At 50.5% G+C, this 16360-nt stretch carries 11 protein-coding genes, 1 pseudogene and 1 riboswitch; all 12 genes and pseudogenes read left to right on the plus strand.

The features are described 5' to 3' along the window. Positions 1 to 19 precede the first annotated feature (19 nt). A complete protein-coding gene (locus A3844_RS12175) occupies positions 20 to 907 on the plus strand; it encodes a carbohydrate ABC transporter permease (protein ID WP_074087562.1) in 888 nt (295 codons plus the stop codon). 33 nt (positions 908 to 940) lie between these two features. Beyond that, positions 941 to 1828, plus strand: coding sequence for a carbohydrate ABC transporter permease (locus A3844_RS12180; RefSeq protein ID WP_074107533.1), 888 nt, complete (start codon positions 941 to 943; stop codon positions 1826 to 1828). 42 nt (positions 1829 to 1870) lie between these two features. Beyond that, the gene (locus tag A3844_RS12185) at positions 1871 to 2935 is read left to right on the plus strand and encodes a glycoside hydrolase family 76 protein (RefSeq protein WP_074107534.1); all 1065 of its coding nucleotides are present in this window, start codon (positions 1871 to 1873) and stop codon (positions 2933 to 2935) included. Between the two features lie 61 nt (positions 2936 to 2996). Then, positions 2997 to 3425, plus strand: a pseudogene (locus A3844_RS33740) (glycoside hydrolase family 76 protein); the annotation flags it as partial. After that, entirely contained in the window at positions 3380 to 4078 is a 699-nt protein-coding gene (locus tag A3844_RS33745) for a glycoside hydrolase family 76 protein (RefSeq protein ID WP_279629263.1), read from the plus strand. The pseudogene A3844_RS33740 and the gene A3844_RS33745, both read left to right, overlap by 46 nt. Before the next feature lie 50 nt (positions 4079 to 4128). Then, positions 4129 to 6183: an RICIN domain-containing protein gene (locus A3844_RS12195; RefSeq protein WP_074107535.1), complete on the plus strand. Its 2055-nt coding sequence runs from the start codon at positions 4129 to 4131 to the stop codon at positions 6181 to 6183. Positions 6184 to 6203: 20 nt separating this feature from the next. Continuing rightward, positions 6204 to 7760: a glycoside hydrolase family 76 protein gene (locus A3844_RS12200; protein ID WP_074107536.1), complete on the plus strand. Its 1557-nt coding sequence runs from the start codon at positions 6204 to 6206 to the stop codon at positions 7758 to 7760. Positions 7761 to 7943: 183 nt separating this feature from the next. Next, positions 7944 to 9245 (plus strand): alpha-glucosidase/alpha-galactosidase, encoded by a 1302-nt coding sequence (melA, locus tag A3844_RS12205; RefSeq protein WP_074107618.1) that lies wholly within the window; start codon positions 7944 to 7946, stop codon positions 9243 to 9245. Between the two features lie 628 nt (positions 9246 to 9873). After that, positions 9874 to 13365, plus strand: a complete 3492-nt coding sequence (locus A3844_RS12210; protein WP_074107537.1) for an LPXTG cell wall anchor domain-containing protein — start codon at positions 9874 to 9876, stop codon at positions 13363 to 13365. 276 nt (positions 13366 to 13641) lie between these two features. Beyond that, entirely contained in the window at positions 13642 to 14043 is a 402-nt protein-coding gene (gene mscL / locus A3844_RS12215; RefSeq protein ID WP_074087570.1) for a large-conductance mechanosensitive channel protein MscL, read from the plus strand. 97 nt (positions 14044 to 14140) lie between these two features. Then, positions 14141 to 14311, plus strand: a riboswitch (FMN riboswitch). Positions 14312 to 14533: 222 nt separating this feature from the next. After that, a complete protein-coding gene (ribD, locus tag A3844_RS12220) occupies positions 14534 to 15634 on the plus strand; it encodes a bifunctional diaminohydroxyphosphoribosylaminopyrimidine deaminase/5-amino-6-(5-phosphoribosylamino)uracil reductase RibD (RefSeq protein WP_074107538.1) in 1101 nt (366 codons plus the stop codon). A 23-nt stretch (positions 15635 to 15657) separates the two neighbouring features. Next, entirely contained in the window at positions 15658 to 16326 is a 669-nt protein-coding gene (locus A3844_RS12225; protein WP_074087572.1) for a riboflavin synthase, read from the plus strand. Positions 16327 to 16360 lie beyond the last annotated feature (34 nt).

Genomic DNA, 16360 nt, shown 5'->3' on the forward strand with positions numbered 1-16360 from the left:
GATGAAGGGGGGAAGTTATATGGCTTCCATGAGAAAGGTGGAAAGACACCAGGCGCGGACAGCATATTTGTTCATCACGCCAACGGTGCTGCTGTTCGCGGTGTTTACAGTCATACCTGTAGTGATGGCCTTATATTTAAGCTTTACTAATTATGACGTGCTCAGCAGAAATGACTGGATTGGCCTCGACAACTACCGGCGGCTGATCGATGATGATCTGCTATGGAAGACATTCCGCAATGTCTTTTTGTATTCGGTGATTTTTGTCCCGCTTAATATTCTGATTTCATTGCTCCTCGGGCTGCTGCTAAGCCGGGCATGGCGCGGGGTCAAGCTGTTCCGGACCTTCTATTATCTGCCTACGCTGACTTCGGCAGTTGCAGCGGCAACCGTATGGATCTGGCTGCTGCATCCGGAATTCGGTCTGGTCAACGGTCTGCTCTCCTATGTCGGGATTACCGGACCCGCCTGGCTGTCCGAGACGAGAACGGCCATGCTGTCGATTGTCATGCTGACCCTGTGGCAATCGGTCGGCTCCAATATGATTATTTATCTGGCCGGTCTGCAGGGAGTCCCGGATTATCTATACGAATCGGCGCGGCTGGACGGAGCGGGTAAACTGGACTGCTTCCGGTTTATCACCTGGCCGCAGCTCCGGCCAACTACCTTCCTGGTCAGCACGATGGCCATTATCGGCGCATTGCAGCTGTTCGACCAGGCATTCGTTCTGACACAGGGGGGGCCGGCGAATGTTACCAAAACACCAGTCTATCTGATCTACCAGCAGGGCTTCAACCAGTTGCAGATGGGGTATGCTTCAGCTCAGGCTTTTGTGCTGGCCATGGCTATTCTGGTGTTCTCACTAATCAACATGCGGATATCCAAAGCCGAAGAGCCGGTCGTATGAGCAGGATAGCCCGGAAAAAGGAGGTATACAGCCATGGGTGTTACCGGCGGCTCTGCCATGAAGCGGGGCTTTAACAAAACTGTGTATTATATCGTGTGTATTCTTATCGCTATAGCTATGTTCCTGCCATTCTACTGGAGCGTGCTGACGTCCCTGAAGCCGGATGATGAGATTTTCGCTATGCCCATTAAGTGGTTTCCGGATCATTTCACCTTTGAACATTACCGTAAAGCGTTTACGACGGTACCCTTTGCCCTTTATTTCTGGAACTCGCTGGTCCTGGCTTTAGCCGGTGTACTCGCTAATCTGTTCTTTGGCTCACTCAGCGGCTATGCCTTTGCGAAGCTGAAGTTCAGACTGAATAAGCCCATCTTCCGCGTGCTGCTCGCCGCCATGATGATTCCCGGTATTGTAACCATGATTCCGACGGTATATGTCATGCGCCATATTCCGTTTGCCGGTGGCAATGATTTCTTTGGCAGTGGCGGGAATGGTTTGATGAACTCGTTTTGGGGCATTATTCTGCCGGGTGCATCCGGTACTTTCGCGGTGTTCTTCATGCGCCAATTTTTCCTCACCTTACCCAGTGACATGATGGAAATGGCCCGCATCGAGGGCTGCAGGGAATTTATGATCTTTTGGCGCATTTATCTGCCTCTGACCAAGCCGGCCCTGGCTACTTTAAGCATTTTTACCTTTCAGGCAGGCTGGAACGGCTTCCTATGGCCGATGATTGTGCTGAATGACCCCGACAAGGCGACCATCCAAATGGGGCTGCAGGCCTTCTCCTATAATTTTCAGACGGATTACGGGCCCATGATGGCGGGTGCACTGGTGGCGATTTTGCCAATACTGGTGCTGTTTCTGGCCTTGCAGCGTTATTTTGTACAGGGCATTGCGTTCAGCGGTATCAAAGGTTAGCGAAGGCTGGCAATAGATCAACAGATATGGGGAGAGAGCCTTATGAAGCAAATGAAGCTTGAAGCTGCACTATGGGAGGAACGGGCAGACGAGGCGCAGGAAGCGCTGGATCATTTCTTCTGGAATGAGTCCATTGGAATGTATAACATCGCAACGCCTTGCCCGGACGGGGAGTGCAACACTGTATTTCACTACTGGTGGATGGCGCATGCCGTGGATGTGCTGGTGGATGGTCTGCTGCGGACGAAAAACGGACGTTATGAAAACCGCCTCGCTTCGCTGCATGAAGGTCTACTGCGCCGCAATGGCGGAGTATGGCCAAATGAGCTCTATGATGATATGGAGTGGATGGCCTTGGCCTGGTTCCGCGCCTATCAGGCAACCGGGAAGACTCGCTACAAGGAGACAGCGCTGTTGTTGTGGCAGGACATCCAGACCGGCTGGAATACCCACATGGGAGGGGGGATTGCCTGGCAGAAATCACAGCTTGATTACAAAAACACCCCGGCCAACGCACCGGCTGCCATTTTGGCCGCCCGGTTGTATCAGTCCTTCGCCGATCCGCAGGATCTGGAATGGGCAGAGAATATTTTCCATTGGCAAAAGCACCATCTCGTAAACCCGGAGACTGGTTTTGTCTGGGATGGTATGAACCGTGCCGGTGACGGCTCAACCGATAAGGATTGGAAATACACCTACAATCAAGGGGTATATATCGGTGCGGCCATCGAGTTGTACCGGATTAAGGGGCAGGCTGCTTACCTTGAAGACGCCCGGCAGACCTTCACCGCTGCTGTTAAGGAGCTGGCCGATCCGCAGTCCGGTATTTTGCCGGATGAAGGGGATGGGGACGGCGGGCTGTTCAAGGGTATTCTGGTCCGCTATGCTGCGGAATGGGTCAAGGCTGATCCGGAAGCAAGTGAAGCCGTGTCTTTTCTGCACAGAAATGCAGAACGGCTCTGGGGGAGCGGGAAAGGTGCGGATGGCGCCTTGTTTGGTACAGACTGGAGCCGCCCGCCTGCCGGTATTATCCAGCTCAGCTCCCAGCTTAGCGGCATCATGCTGCTGGAACGGCTGGCGGAGCTAAGCAGGATAACTGGTAACTAATTTATACCAGCATTGTTAGTCCGATTCGCATACCCATGATCCTGATATATGAGGTGATCTGATGGACATTTCCGCAGAAGCGGTAACGAAGGCGGATTGGCCGGCGCGTGCGGATGAGGCCCAGCGAAGCCTGAAGAAGCATTTTTACAATGAAAAAACCGGAATTATGAATCAGTGGTTTCCGCGAGAGTACTTCCGGCCGGATGATAATTTCTATTATTGGTGGCATGCTCATGTGCTCGATGTTCTTGTAGATGCTTATGAGCGTACTCATGACCCTGAATTAGCCTTGCAGATCCGGGAGTACAGCCGCAGTCTGCGTGCTTATAATGGCGGGACCTTTCTCCACAATTATTATGATGATATGGAATGGACCGCGCTTGCGCTGCTGCGGGCGTTCCAGGCTACCGGTGAAGAGGAGTACAAAACCGCTGTATTGGAGCTATGGACGGATATTCAAACCGCGTGGAACGATCATTTCGGCGGAGGAATGTCCTGGAAGAAGGATCAGCTGGATTACAAGAATACCCCGGCCAATGCGCCTGCCGCTATTTGGCTGCCCGTCTGTACAGCCTGCTGCGGAATCCGGAGGATTTGGAGTGGGCGGTCCGCATATTCGAATGGAACCAGGCTCATCTGGTTGATCCGGGTTCAGGCTTGGTGTGGGACGGGATCAATCGGCTGGGAGACGGCAGAGTTGACTATGATTGGGCATTCACTTACTGCCAGGGCGTATTCTTAGGGGCAGGAGTGGAATTGTACCGCGTTACCCGGGAACAGAAATATGCAGATGCTGCTCTCCGCACGGCCGGGGCCTGCATCAACCGGCTGTGCGACCCGGATACGCTGCTGCTGCCTGATGAAGGCATTGATGACACCGGTTTGTTCAAAGGAATTCTGATCCGTTATTTTGCTCAGTTGGAGAAGCAGTTCCCCGGAGCAATACCTGTCCGTGAGGTTATTCTGGCTAACGCGGATGCTTTATGGAATAAAGGGCTGGACCACCGGTCAGTGTTGTGCGGCCCCTCTTGGGAACTGAAGCCTATACTGCCGGTTCAGCTTAGTGTACAGCTCAGCGGACTGATGCTGCTTGAAGGTGCAGCCGTTATGCAGAGGAGATCTACATCAAGTGAACTTGAATAATAACAGAATCATATTCTATAGCTTTGGAAATGATCCAAGGAGATGATGTGATGAGGAAAAGAGTTAACGGCAGAGTCGGATTGGGCTTAAGATGTTTGCTGGCTTTCCTGCTGGTCTGGCCACTAATGATGGGCACCTTCACTGTGCCGCAGGCATCCGCATTAGACAATGGTCTTGCACAGACTCCGCCGATGGGCTGGAACAGCTGGAACTTCTACGCTTGTAATGTGGATGAGAACAAGATTAAGGAAGCGGCTGATCTGCTGGTTAGCACCGGGATGAAGGATGCCGGCTATAAATATGTCGTGATTGACGACTGCTGGCAGACCGGCCGCGATGCGAACGGAAATATTCTGGCCGATCCGGTCAAGTTCCCCAGCGGTATGAAGGCGCTTGCGGATTATGTTCACAGCAAGGGGCTGCTGTTCGGGCTCTATACGGATGCAGGTTATACCACCTGCGCAGGAAGGCCGGGGATGTACAACCATGAGGTTCAGGATGCCCTGACCTTTGCGTCCTGGGATGTGGACTATGTGAAGGTAGACTGGTGTGATAACAGGGGGATGGACCCGCAGGCGAGGTATACGCTGATCCGGGATGCGCTTTTGAATTCCGGGCGCGATATCTTATTAAGCATCTGCAACTGGGGCATCAACAAGCCTTGGGTGTGGGGGCCTGAAACAGGGAACATGTGGCGGACAACAGATGATATCTTTGATTTTTGGCAGCGGGTGACCTGGATTATCGATCAGAACTATCCCCTGGCTAACTTTGCCGGACCGGGCAGGTGGAATGACCCTGATATGCTAATGGTAGGCAATTATGGAGCGGGGGCTGTTTTTGGAGAGGGCATGACAGATACGGAATACCGTTCCCATTATTCGATGTGGGCGATTATGGCTGCACCGCTGATCGCCGGGAATAACCTTTCCAGCATGAGCGCATATACCCAGGCAACTCTGATGAATTCTGAGGTAATTGCTGTAGATCAGGACCCGCTCGGCAGACAGGGCGTACTGGTTAGCGATGTAGACGGCAAACAGGTATTTTCCAAACTGCTGCAGACCCCGGGCACCAGGGCCGTTGTCCTGTTCAACCGCTCGGAAACAGCTGCTTCCATGACCGTGAATTTCACCAGTCTGGGACTAGGCTCATCAGCTGCTGTCCGGGACTTGTGGCAGAAGTCGAATCTGGGCACTTATAACGGAAGTTATTCGGCAACTGTTCCCCCACACGGCACAGTAATGGTGAAGCTGACCGGCACGGAAGCAACGACGAGTCCCGTCGTCTCCGGCAAAACCTACCGGATCATCCCCAAATCAACCGGACTATCGGCGGCAGTCGAAGCTTCCTCCACACAAAATGGAGCCAAGGTGCTGCAATGGGATTACGGCATTTCCCAAAATGACAAATGGACCGTTACTTCGACTCCTGGAGGATTCTATAAACTCATTAATGTGAACAGCGGCAAAGCGCTGGCCGTAGAGAACGGGGACCCCAACAACAACGCAAAAGTCATTCAATGGGACTATGGCACAACCGGCAACGACCAGTGGCAGATTGAAGGCATTGGCCAGGGATATTACAAGATCATTAACAAGCTCTCCGGCAAATCCCTCAATGTGGCGGATAATTCGCTGGTCAGCGGTGGCGGATTCATTCAATGGACCTATGGAGCGGCGGATAATATGACCTTCCAGATGGTTGAAACCGATGTGACCTATGAAGCGGAAGCCGCTGTGCTGCATTCTCTCTCCACGGAATCCACTCATCAGGGCTATACGGGCAAAGGCTACATCTCAGGCTGGAACGCCAACGGGAAGTGGGTGGACTTTAACGTCATTGCCGATACAGCCGGAGTCTACAATTTGACCTTCCGTTATTCCGGCGGAGCAGGTAACGCAGGGCGTTATCTGTATGTAAACGGGGCAGGGGTTGTCAATAATGTGGTGTTCAACGGGACGGGGAGCTGGGATTCCTATAACACCGTTACTATACTGAATGTCACCCTGAACAGCGGCAGCAACACAATTTCATTAATCTATGATACCGGTAAGGGAAGTGCGAATTATCTGAATCTCGATCATCTGAAAGTATCCCACTGACAATGAAAGGGGCAATGAACGTGACCCACTGGAAAAAACTCTGTTCCGCCGCTTTGCCTGCCGTGCTGGCCCTATCTCTGCTCACTCCTGGTGCGGGTTCGAAAGCGGAGGCCTTCACCGCTTCAAATGCTGATGATGCCATGACGGCGCTGGTAAATGTCTTTTACGACTCATCCGCAAAATACTTCTTTGTCAATAGCGACCATCAGATTCACCCGGAGCACGCATACGGGCCGGATAGCGGCCTCTATACGGATTTCTGGTGGGAAGCACAGCTCTGGGAAACGGTAATGGATGCATACGAACGCACTAACAGCCCGGTATACCGGACGATGATTGATAATATCTATACCGGCTTCAATACCAAGTATCCTGATATGATGACCAATGCGTTCAATGACGATCTGGGCTGGTGGGCACTGGCCTGTATGAGGGCTTACGAACTAACCGGAACTGCTGAGTACCTTAACCGCGGGAGTTATCTGTTCGACCAAATCTATTCGGAATGGGACACGGCTTATAGCGGGGGCATCTGGTGGAGAAGGGACGCACATACTCCGGGACAGGCGAACGCCCAAAAAAACATGGCGACCAATGCTCCAATGGTCATGACTGCCGTCAAGCTCCGCAATGCCTATAATAATTCCGCATATCTGACCAAAGCCACTCAAATCTACAACTGGACCAAGTCAACTCTGGTGAACGGGAGCAAGGTCAACGATCATATCGAAGGGACGGGCAGCGGCATCGTCAAGGATTGGGACTTTACCTATAACTATGGAACTTTTCTCGGGGCCGCTGTTTCTATGTACCAGGCGACTGGAACTTCTGCTTATCTCACAGATGCCAATACTGCCGCCCAATATGTTGTGAACAAAATGGTGTCCGCTCAAAGCCTGATGTATGAAGGGGAAAATGATGCCGCCGGCTTCAAAATGGTCTTCATCCGTAACCTGAACCGTCTGCGCGTACAAGGCGGTCAAACGCAATATTTAAGTTTTCTTCAGCAAAACGCTACACAAGCCTGGAATCACCGGCGGGTCTCCGATCAGATTATTGGCAGCGACTGGCTCCGCCCTACAGGCACTTCCTATGTGCAAAGTCTGGCTGCAGCAGCAGGAGCTTCTATTCTCCAGCTTGTACCAGCTGACGGCTACACCGGCTATATTGCCGGGAACGGCGCATATGAAGCGGAGAATGCGCGGCGGACCTTGGCCTCCGGCGGAGGGATGATTAATGAAAGCACCAATGCCGGTTTTAGCGGAAGAGGCTATGTGGGAGGCTGGAACACGACCGGAACATCCATCGACTTTTATGTTAACCAGAATACATCTGGTTCCAAAACAGTGACCTTCCGTTACGCTGCGGCCGCTGGCAATGCATCGCGTTATGTAAAAGTGAATGGAGTTGTGGTTGCATCCAATCTGGTGTTCAATTCAACCTCGAGCTGGAGTACCTACGGAACTGTATCCGTATCAATACCGCTGAATGCAGGCTCCAATACAATTCAACTGGGGTATGACAGCACATTGGGGAATTCGAATTATCTGAATGTGGATTTGCTGAGCGGTTTGTAAATCGTTAACAGAGGGTGACCCAGAGCCTGGAAACAGGCTGGCGGGTCACCCTCTTAACTATCATAGCATGGTATATCATGCGACAATTATCCATACTTCTCTAGTCTTTCTCCATATGCATTGTATGCGTTATCATCTATATTAATTAATGAATAGTACAGTTAATGAGGAGGAGAATGAATGATGTCCAAAATTACATTTATCGGTGCCGGAAGTACAGTTTTTGCCAAGAATGTGTTAGGTGACTGTATGGGGACAGAGGCCCTGCAGGGCTTTGAGCTTGCTTTGTTCGACATCGATCTGGAACGGCTGGAGGATTCCAAAAGCATGCTGAACAATATTAAGGCCAGCACCGGCAGCACATGTATGGTGAAGACCTATACCGACCGGAAGGAAGCGCTGCGCGGTGCCAAGTACGTGATCAATGCGATCCAGGTAGGCGGTTACGATCCTTGTACGATTACAGATTTTGAGATTCCCAAGAAATACGGACTCCGGCAGACAATCGCGGATACTGTCGGCATTGGAGGCATTTTCCGCAATCTGCGCACGATTCCGGTGATGCTTGATTTTGCCGCTGATATCCGTGAGGTGTGCCCGGACGCTCTGTTCTTGAATTACACGAACCCGATGGCTGTACTGACCAATGTAATGAATACGTATGGCGGAGTACAGACGGTTGGATTGTGCCACAGTGTGCAGCACTGTATTCCAGGCTTATTCGAAGCGCTTGGGATGGACCAGACAGGTGTGCAGGCGAAGATCGCCGGCATTAATCACATGGCTTGGCTGCTGGAGGTTACGAAGGACGGGGAGGATCTGTATCCGGAAATCAAGCGCCGGGCCGCCGAGAAGCAGCAGCAAGAGCGCCATCACGATATGGTACGGTACGAAATGATGCTGAAATTCGGATATTACATTACAGAATCATCAGAGCATAATGCGGAATATCATCCCTATTTCATCAAAAAAGGCTATCCAGAGCTGATTGAACGATTTCAAATTCCGCTGGACGAATATCCGCGCCGCTGTGTGGAGCAGATTGGCGGGTGGAAGCAGATGCGTGCGGAACTGGTCAATAATACATCGCTTCATCATGAACGCTCCCAAGAGTATGCTTCGTATATTCTGGAAGCCATTGAAACCAATGTGCCTTTTAAGATCGGGGGTAATGTATTGAACACCGGACTAATCACTAATCTGCCTCGTGAAGCTTGTGTAGAAGTGCCTTGTCTTGTCGATGCCAGCGGAGTGGCTCCTACCTATGTGGGCGATCTGCCGCCGCAATGTGCCGCGCTGAACCGAACAAATATTAATACGCAGCTGCTGACCATTGAAGCGGCAATAACCGGTAAAAAAGAACATATCTATCACGCAGCCATGCTGGACCCGCATACATCCGCCGAGCTGTCGTTGGATGATATTGTATCCATGTGCGATGAATTGATAGCAGCGCATGGGAATTGGCTTCCAGAGTTTAAATAAATAGGATAACGGATGGATGAATCATCTTTTTTCAGAACAGGCATACCCTGCCAGATAAGCGGGGTATGCCTGTTCCGCATGTAGATAGCTGCCCTTCTTCCACACCTCTTGAGTGATGTATCCTAGCTGGAATCCGCCCTCCCGGTAATATCAACACAGTACAAGCACCAGCGAATGGACTCCCTAAAATCCCGGGTTTGAACGGATCCTCCGGCAATTCCGTAGATACCACGCAGAAACATGCGACTAAAGTCAGGGAAATGAAATGCGAAGCTGAGAAACATTATGAAATCGTTAGCATGCTGGCGGGCAAAAAAAGCTTGACGTTTCAGGGGATTCCCCCTTGGACGGCAAGGAATTTTTAACAAAAAATAAAAATACGGAATTTTAACAATTTCTGATTCTAATGATCTATACTACGGTGATATAAGTATATATCGCAGACTCTGGCCAGAGAAGAAAAACATAGAGGAAATTCACATAAGATGGCGCAGGATATTCCGGAATACATAACTGGCTTTCAAGCGGAGTATGTCTATACCTGGGCAGTTCTGCGGTAATCTTGGGCAGCGGTACGGCAGGAGGATTTGCGAAGTTAAAAATCAATGGGGAACGGGGGCTTTTAAGTATGGTGAAAAAAAGAATAAGTGTGGCCTTGGTCATCCTCATGCTGTTAGTGCAATATGCATACGGCATAGGGTTTACTACTCAGGCTACGGCTGCAGGAATTGAGAATGACAGAGATATTATTACCAGTGTGTCGATGGCTGTGTACGGGCAGGATGGCCAGACGGTGACAGACAATGTGTATGAGGTGGGTTCCAAAGTCAAACTGGACTACACATGGTCGCTTCCGAATGGACACGGATACGTTGCTGGAGATACGTTTGCGTTTCAGATTCCGGCACAATTCCAGCTGTTCAACGACATTAACGGTTCACTGATTTCGGATGACGGGGAGGTAGGCACCTTCACGGTCAGCCAGTCCACCCATCAGGTGCTCATGAGCTTCAACAGCTATATCGAGACTCATGACAATGTTCAGGGGACTTTGAGCATTCAAACTCAATTTGACAAACAGGTCATTTCGGGCAGTACAACCCAGGAAATCGTGTTCCCTGTCAACGGCGGCTCCCAGACGGTTACGGTTAACTTCAAGCCATCTGTGGGTTCAACCATTGAGAAGAAAGGCGTATCGGGCGGCTTCAATGCAGATCATATTGATTGGACTGTCGATGTCAACAAGAAGCTGGAGCCGGTAACGGGAGCTGTAATTACTGACCCGATTCCTGAAGGCTTATCTATGGACAGTACTGTTTCAATGGCTGTATATCAACTGGGCATTCAACTGGATGGCACAGTTACTGTAGGTGCATTGGTTGACACCAGCAAATATGCGGCTGAAGTCACGGGTGGAATACTGACTGTGCGCTTCACGGATCCTGTCATTAGCGGTGCTTACCGTATTGCCTATTCGACGGCGGTAGTCAGTGATTCGTTGAACAGCTTCACGAATACGGCCACTTTTACAGGGGCAGGACGTGATCCTGTAAGCTCATCCTCTACCGTAACCATCCAACGTGGCGGAAGCCTGAATAAGGTGGCAACGAACTATGAATGGGGTAAGCAGATCATTACCTGGGCGATCGAGTACAACTATAACAATAAGGTGATTCCGCAAGGCAGCGCGTTACTGAAGGACTACTTCAACTATACGCAAAGCCTGGTTTCGGATTCGCTAGTGGTCTATCCGGTGACACTGAATTCTGCAGGTACGGCGATCAAGGGAACTCCTCTTCTGCCGAACGTGGATTATAAAGTAACTGGCTTAATCGATGTTGAGAAAAACGGTTTCAAGCTGGAGTTCCTGAACGGTATCTCTTCAGCCTACCGTATTGAATATAAAACCAAGTCCTTAAGCCGTATATTGAAGGACACCACCATTACCAATAATGTCTCGGACAGCACCTACAGTGTGGACGCGACACAGAAGATCCGTCCGGCCGTCATTTATAAAACTCTGTCAGGTGTAGATTACACGAATCATACTGCCGAGTGGAAAATCACCGTGAACGGTGACAACTATCCAATGAATAACGTAGTGGTGACGGATACCTTCCCGCAGGGAGGGCAAAAGTTCATTCCGGGAACTCTGGTCGTAAGGAATGCAAGCGGCACAGTCCTGAGTGAGTCCGATTACCAGTGGGAACTGAATAAACCGGGTGAGCCCAAATCCGGGTTCAAGCTCAAGTTTACGAAGCCTCTCTCAGTAACCCATACCATCACCTACCGCACAGAATTCAACAATGATTGGCTTTATGGCAACACCGATAATTTTGTGAACAACGCCCGGGTGGATTGGCAGGACATTGAAGGCCCGCCGCTCTGGACGGAAGCCCAGGGATTATTCATTCCCCGTGCCGAGGTCAAGAATAACGGTTTCAAAACCGGAGCCTATAATGCTAGTAAAAAAATGTTCACCTGGACCATTGGAATCAATTACAACAGCAAGGCGATTGCCGACCCGAATATAACCGATATCCTGACCTCCGGACAGACCATGGGGGATGGCTCGCTCAGGGTCTATAACATGAATATCGATGCTAATGGTAAACCGTCCCAGGGATTAGAGGTTCCCAAGAATGCATATAGTTATTCTGTCGGAACCGGCAACGAGCTAAAGATTAAATTTATAAATGCCATAAATTCTCCTTACTATGTAGTGTTCAATACATTTCTGGAAGGACAACTGATTGATTCCAAAGTGTCTAACACAGCAAAGCTCTTGGATGGCACCCAAAAAGTATCCAAGGATTTAACTGCTTCTGTAAACATTCCTTACGGAGGGGAATATGTCTTTAAGGATGGCCTGCAGAATGGTGATAAGCTAAATTGGACAATGGTTGTCAACCGCTCACAATCCACTGTGAAGAATGCGGTGCTGACGGACATCCCAAGCTCGAACCAGATCCTGCTTCCCGATTCCTTCCACCTCTATCCTACTACAGTAGGAGTGAATGGGGAGGTTAGCAAGAGTGCTCCGGAGCTCGTAAAAGATGCAGATTATACCTTGAACATCAGCGCTGATGCTGACGGTAAGCAGAAATTCATCCTCAGCTTCCTCCATGATATTCATTCCGCATATATTGTGGATTATCAATCGCTGATCATTGCGAATACCGGGGATAAGCTGACCAATACCGTCAATCTAAGCGGTAATAATGTGAAGTTGGTTACCCAGGACACTACTAAAGAGATTATTGTAGGTGTCTCCAGCGGTTCGGGAACCGGCAGCGGTGTACGTGGAACCCTGACTGTTCAAAAGCTGGACGCAGCAGACAGCGCACTAAAACTTGCAGGGGCAACGTTCGATCTTTATCGTCTGAACGGCTCTGAACGTCTGCTAGTCAATACCCGGACCACGGATATAGAGGGTCGTGCGGTGTTCAACAATATCTGGCTGGGCAGCTATGTATTGATTGAAACGGCTGCTCCTTCAGGATATACGCTGGATTCCCGTGAGTATCCGGTCACCATTGGCTCTTCAGCCAATATCAACCTGACTGTGCTTAATACGAAGCAGACACTGGCTACGCCGACGCCGACGCCGACACCATCAACGGTGCCAACGCCAACACCATCTACAGTACCTAGCGAATCACCGTCACCGGCTCCATCTGCGTCCACAACGCCGACAGGATCACCGGCCGTGTCGCCAACTCCGTCACCGACGGTAGTACCAACAACAGTACCAACGCCAAGCTTTATTCCGGGAGGGCCTACACCAACTCCTGCAGTGACTGAAGTACCGGGTGTTATTATCGAAGAGCCGCAGATTCCTGCAGGTGCTGTAGTAACTCCGGGCGCAACACAGTCATTAACGCCGTCTTCTTCACCTTCTGCATCACCAACGGCTGTAACATCGATTGATGATGACATACCGCTTGGCGGAGTAGAGGTCGACGACGATGACGTTCCAAAAGGAACGGTTGCCAAGGCTTCAGGCGGCAAGCTGCCGCAGACTGGAGAGAACAGTCCTTTGCCTATTTACCTGGCAGGTCTGGGTCTGATCCTTGTCGGCTTTATCCTCAGTATGGTATTCAGAAGACGCAAACAGTAAGCTTCACCCTCATCATATCGATATTAATGCACGCGGCAGAGTGATTGCCGCGTGCATTTTTAATATAGGCCGGTAACCTGACTTCAATCTCTAGGCTCCCTCATGCATGAATCCGTGCCCCGGTTTCCCGGCAGCAGTCTCAGAACGCTTACGAACGGGCACAGCAGTATCCGCCTTCGGTTTACAGCCGACTCATTGAAACATGCTAAATACTTTCTTAAAAAGGTTTTAGAGATGATATAATAACTTCAAATTCAAAACATTGGGGGAATTCAAATGTGGTCGGAATTTAAAAAGTTTGCCCTGAAGGGCAACGTGCTCGATTTGGCAGTAGCGGTGGTGATTGGTGCAGCGTTTGGGAAAATTGTATCCTCGCTGGTTGCCGATATTATTATGCCGCTGATAGGGATAATCACCGGAGGCATTAATTTAAGCGGACTACATTTCACTCATGGAAAGGCGGTAGTGAGCTATGGGGTGTTCCTGCAGTCAGTGGTTGATTTCTTTATTATTGCCTTCTCTATCTTCATGGTGGTGAAGCTGGCTAACCGCTTTAAGCGCAAGGAAACGGTAAAAGTTGAGGTCGTCGAGCCGCCGGCACCCTCTCCTGAAGCAGCATTGCTGATCGAGATCCGTGATTTATTGCGTGCAGATACTCGGATTCAAAAAGATAATTAAGTTACATAAATAAAGTTAATTTCATAAACGCACTTGCATTTCCTGTGTCAAAGTGATAATTTTGTTGTAGGCAAAACTTGAAACTAATTAAATATGATCAATCCTTCAGGGCAGGGTGTAATTCCCTACCGGCGGTGATGCTTCTGCGATTGGCTGAAAATGCCGATGGCGCTGCTTAGTCCGCTACCCGCTTCGTATGTCTCATACGGACGGTGGACCCGGTGCAATTCCGGGACCGACAGTATAGTCTGGATGGAAGAAGGAGAGATTGACTGACGTGCTGTGCTTATATAGACAGGCGTGCTGCAGTGTTATCGAATATTATGTGCGAACTTTCACATTTGAATTTTTTGACTGTGAACCGCACAGTTTTATTTAGTACTGCCAGTAAACTCTCGTATAACCCGTCTTGAACTCCACCTGGAGATTGAGGCGGGTTTTCTGTTTGGATCGGAATCAGGAAAGATACAGCTAGGATCGGAGGCATGACATGGATACAATGAACGATGAATTTTATATGTCACTGGCCCTGGATATGGCGGAAAGAGCGCAAGGGCAGACGGGGATTAATCCGGTCGTCGGCTGTGTTGTTGTGAAAGACGGTGCCATGATCGGGCTGGGCACCCATTTGCAGCGCGGAACAGGCCACGCTGAAGTGCATGCGCTGAATATGGCGGCAGGAAAGGCTCAAGGCAGTACAGCCTATGTAACTCTTGAGCCCTGCAGCCACTATGGCAAGACTCCGCCTTGCAGCCAAAGGCTGATTGATGAAGGCGTAGCCCGTGTGGTTGTGGCTTGTGAGGACCCTAATCCTCAAGTTGCTGGACGAGGCATTGCGATGCTTCGCGAGCAGGGGATTGAGGTTGAAGTGGGCCTGCTTAGCAGCCGTGCACAACGTCTGAATGAGAAATTTATCAAGTATATTTTGACAAAGCAGCCTTTTGTCACCCTAAAGAGCGCCAGCACTCTTGATGGAAAGTTGGCGACCCGGACAGGGGACAGCAAATGGATATCCAATGGCCAGGCACGGGAGATCGTACATACGCTGCGGCACCGTCATCAGGGAATCATGGTCGGTGTGAACACGGTGATTGCCGATAACCCTTCCTTAACGACCAGAATGGATGTACCAGGACTGAATCCGGTTCGCATCGTGATTGACTCTATGCTGAGGATTCCGCTTGATTCCGCTGTCGTAAGTGATGGCGAGGCACCTACTATTGTCGTTACTACAGAATCGGCGGATCCGGTAAAGCGGGCGGCATTGCTCGGCGCTGGTGTGCAGATCGTTGTCAGCGGCACCGGACCGCGTGTGGATCTGAAGGCGGCGATGCGCGCTTTAGGTGAACTAGAGATAGGTTCAATCCTGCTGGAGGGTGGTGGAACGCTCAATGGCGCTATGCTGGAGAGCGGGCTGGTGGACCGCGTGATTCTATTCTTCGCTCCGAAGATTGTCGGTGGAGGTGCAGCTGCACCTGGAACCTTCGACTTTGCCGGTGTAGAGCTGATGAAGAGCGCGATCACACTCGTAGGATTGGAAGTCGAACTGCTCGGGGATAATGTGTGTATCAGCGGGACGCCTATCCGTTAAAGCAAATTTCAGGAGGGGATCACATGTTCACAGGCTTGATTGAGGAGGTCGGTGTCCTGCGCGGGGTTACCAGCGGCGGCGAAATGATGGTGCTGAATATCGGCGCTTCCCTCATTATGGATGATTTGAAGATCGGCGACAGTGTGTCCGTCAATGGTGTTTGCCTGACGGCGACATCGCTCGGAGATCATTCTTTTACCGTAGATGTTATGCCCCAGACCTACCGCAACAGCACACTCAAGGAGCTGCGCAGCGGAAGCAAGATGAATCTGGAGCGTGCCATGGCTGCAGGTGGCCGTTTCGGGGGACATATTGTTCAAGGACATGTGGATGGAACCGGTGAGATTCGTTCGGTCAAGCGGGATCAGAATGCGGTGGTCTTCGAAATAGCGCCGGAGCGTAAATCGCTTTTCAAGTTCATCATTCCCAAAGGTTCCATTACGATCGATGGCATCAGTTTGACCGTGGTTGACACCTCCGCCTCTACGTTTACAGTTTCAATCATTCCCCATACACTCGGTGAAACGGTCCTGTCTCACAAGCGAAACGGGGACCGGGTCAATATCGAATGCGATGTGCTCGGTAAATATGTGGACCACCTGTTGAATTATGGTTCACGTTCAGGGAATGCGGAAGAAGAGAACAGCTCCCGGATCAGCCACGACTTTCTTGCGGCGAACGGGTTTGTATAAATTATGATCAGGCTTACGTCTAGCCCGCAAGGGT

Origin of the sequence: Paenibacillus helianthi, assembly GCF_001909055.1 — a bacterium.
Lineage (GTDB): Bacteria > Bacillota > Bacilli > Paenibacillales > Paenibacillaceae > Paenibacillus_AQ > Paenibacillus_AQ helianthi.